The organism is Sphingopyxis sp. LK2115 (assembly GCF_014595975.1).
In the GTDB taxonomy this organism is placed as follows: Bacteria; Pseudomonadota; Alphaproteobacteria; order Sphingomonadales; family Sphingomonadaceae; genus Sphingopyxis.
This window is the reverse complement of record NZ_JABWGQ010000010.1, coordinates 1-2,487: the sequence shown is the minus strand read 5'-3', so window position 1 is coordinate 2,487 and position 2,487 is coordinate 1. Positions and strand designations below refer to the sequence as shown.

Here is a 2,487-nt window from a genome sequence, read left to right as displayed (position 1 = left end):
GCCTAGCTCTGCAATTACAGATCGCACCGCCTAGCTCTGCAATTACAGATCTACGGCCTAGTATGGCGAGCACCTGACGGCTGAGCGGCACGCGGTGCGCGACGCGCATCTTGGTCTTGTCGGCAGCGATGGTCCAGATGTTGCGGGTGAAGTCGAACTCGCTACATTCGGCCTGCCGCAGTTCGCCAGCGCGCACGAAGACATAGGGAGCCAGCCGCAGCGCTGCGCGCGTGACCGGATAGCCTGAATAGGCGTCGATCGCGCGCAGCAGATCGCCCACTTCCTTCGGTGTGGTGATGGCGGCGCGGTGCGTCACCTTGGGCACGATCAGTGCGCCGCGCAGGTCTGCCGACACGTCGCGGTCGGCGCGGCCGGTGACGATGGCATAGCGGAATACCTGCCCGCAGATACTGCGTAGGCGTCGTGCGGTTTCGTAATGGCCGCGCTTTTCGACAGCGCGCAGGACGGCCAGCAGCTCGGGCGCCTTGATCTCGTTGACCTTTCGGTCTCCGATGATGGGGTAGGCGAATTCGAGCAGCCATGTCAGCTTGCCCACGGTCACATCGGCACGGCCCTCGCGTCGGGCCTTGTCGAGCCATTCTTCCGCCACGGCCTTGAAGCTGTTCACATTGGCGAGCGGCCCGGTGATCTTGTCGATCTTGCGCTTGGCGGCGGGATTGATGCCCTCTGCGATCTGTTTCTTGATCTCCAGCCGTTTGGCGCGCGCCTCGGCGAGGGTGACGGTCGGATAGACCCCCAGCGCGGCTGTCGCTCGCTTTTCTCCAAAGCGATAGTCGACCCGCCAGCACCGCTGACCGGCCTTGGTGACCAGCAGGTACAGGCCGTCCCCGTCAGAGAGCTTGTAGGGCTTGTCGCGTGCAACTGCCTTTCGGACTGCCAGATCGGTAAGCATGAAGCCACTTTTTTTGCCGGTTCTGATACCGTCAAAAACACCGTTGGATACCGTCAATTGCAACGATTCCAGCCGGATGCCGGTGGACGCCAGATCCATGAAAAGTCTTTGACTTCTTGGATTTTTCCGGACGGTTGCGGATGCGTCCGGAAAGAAAAATGGTGCCCAGAAGAGGAACTGAACTGGGCATCAAAGCGGCGGAAATCCGATGCAATCAACAACGAGATACCGCTGAAACCATCATAGAAACCATCACAAAATTTGGCAAGGGCTGGACGATATCGGAAGCCGATTTTTGGTTGCAAATTCGCTCGCGATCGCAGTCGCAGCTTTTCAAGCTCGCCGGCAGAAAAATCGCCGACCGAGTAATCATTTTATGAGCGTCGAATTCGAGCTGGCAACTTGCTAGCTATTGCGGCCCAGTCCTGTTGACGAGGCCAATAAGGTCGAGACCACGCGTTCGAGTTCGGCCAGTGCGGCAATTGCCCCCATTCCCAAGAACGACCGCGCGCGCCCGGCGCTGGCCAACGGGCCGCCTTGCGCCGATCGCCTCAGAGAGTTGCCGCACATCCGCCAAAGGACGACAAATGGAGGCTTTGAGCGTCGATCATAACGGTCGAGTTCGCGCCTCGCGCTGTCGCCCGGGTCGTCTTGCAACTATGTACGGTGCCCTTCCGACCAGGCCAAAACAAATCCCATAGCTCAATCCCAGAGCCCACGCGGGTTCCCCCATCAGAGGCTTTCGTACGCTAAAGCGCCCGAGCCCTTCGCGTTAGGATGTGGATTAGCGCCAGAATGGGGCTCTGACTCACTTTTGGTGCAAGTGCGTTGATAGTGGCGAGTTTTTCCCCGAAGGAGGAGATCGCCATGCATGGGAGAGGTTTTCGCGAAGCCATTGCGCCAACAGGATTGGTGATCGACAAGGTCGAGTATGCCGCCGATCAGATACGGATCACCCGGCGATCCCGATTTCGAGTTTCGATTTACCCGAACTGCTGCCGCCCATCTGCGCGTGTCCACAGTCGATATCACTGTACACTCGCCGATCTACTCTCTCATGGCCGACCGGTTCGGATTACTCTTGTCGCCCGGCGTTTTCGCTGCGCCACATCCCGCTGCACCACGCGGATCTTCGTTGAACGCTTTCCTCCAGATGTGACTGCAACATTTGCCCGGCGTACGGCCCGCCTGGATTCTATCGTACATCACCTTAGGCTGGCGCTGGGTGGGCGTCCGGCGGCCAGCTTGGCGCGCCGCCTTGAGGTGTTCATCGGCGCGGGCAAGCGGCGGGAGTGGCCGCCCGAGGTGGAGGCCTCGATTGTCGCGGAGTGCTATTCGGGCCGCAAGGGCGTCAGTCCTGTGGCGCGCCGGCATGGGCTGGATCCCTCGCAGCTATACGCCTGGCGGCGGGATTTGCGTAAACAGCTTGAGGCCGAGGGTGTGATCCTGCCATCGGCACATTCGGAAGATCGGCGAGGATGTGGCCGAGCGCCTCGATGTGGTGCCGACCACCTTCCGCGTCCTGGTCACCCGGCGGCCGCGTTATGGCTGCCGTTCGTGCGAGAGCGCGATCG

General features: G+C 60.6%; 2 protein-coding genes and 2 pseudogenes. 3 read left to right on the top strand and 1 reads right to left on the bottom strand.

Features of this window, described 5'->3' with window-relative positions; genetic code table 11:
• Positions 1 to 1,012, bottom strand: a 1,012-nt coding sequence (locus tag HUW43_RS01525; protein ID WP_223181186.1) for a tyrosine-type recombinase/integrase, incomplete at its 3' end; no start/stop codon positions are given.
• 17 nt (positions 1,013 to 1,029) lie between these two features.
• On the opposite strand from HUW43_RS01525, the gene HUW43_RS01520 reads away from it, so the two are divergent.
• From HUW43_RS01520 to HUW43_RS01515, 3 genes and pseudogenes are all read left to right on the top strand, one after another.
• A complete protein-coding gene (locus HUW43_RS01520) occupies positions 1,030 to 1,293 on the top strand; it encodes a hypothetical protein (protein ID WP_188235777.1) in 264 nt (87 codons plus the stop codon).
• A gap of 487 nt (positions 1,294 to 1,780) precedes the next feature.
• Positions 1,781 to 2,338: pseudogene (locus HUW43_RS15990) on the top strand (transposase); the annotation flags it as partial.
• A 40-nt stretch (positions 2,339 to 2,378) separates the two neighbouring features.
• Positions 2,379 to 2,487 (top strand): annotated as a pseudogene (locus HUW43_RS01515) (IS66 family transposase zinc-finger binding domain-containing protein); the annotation flags it as partial.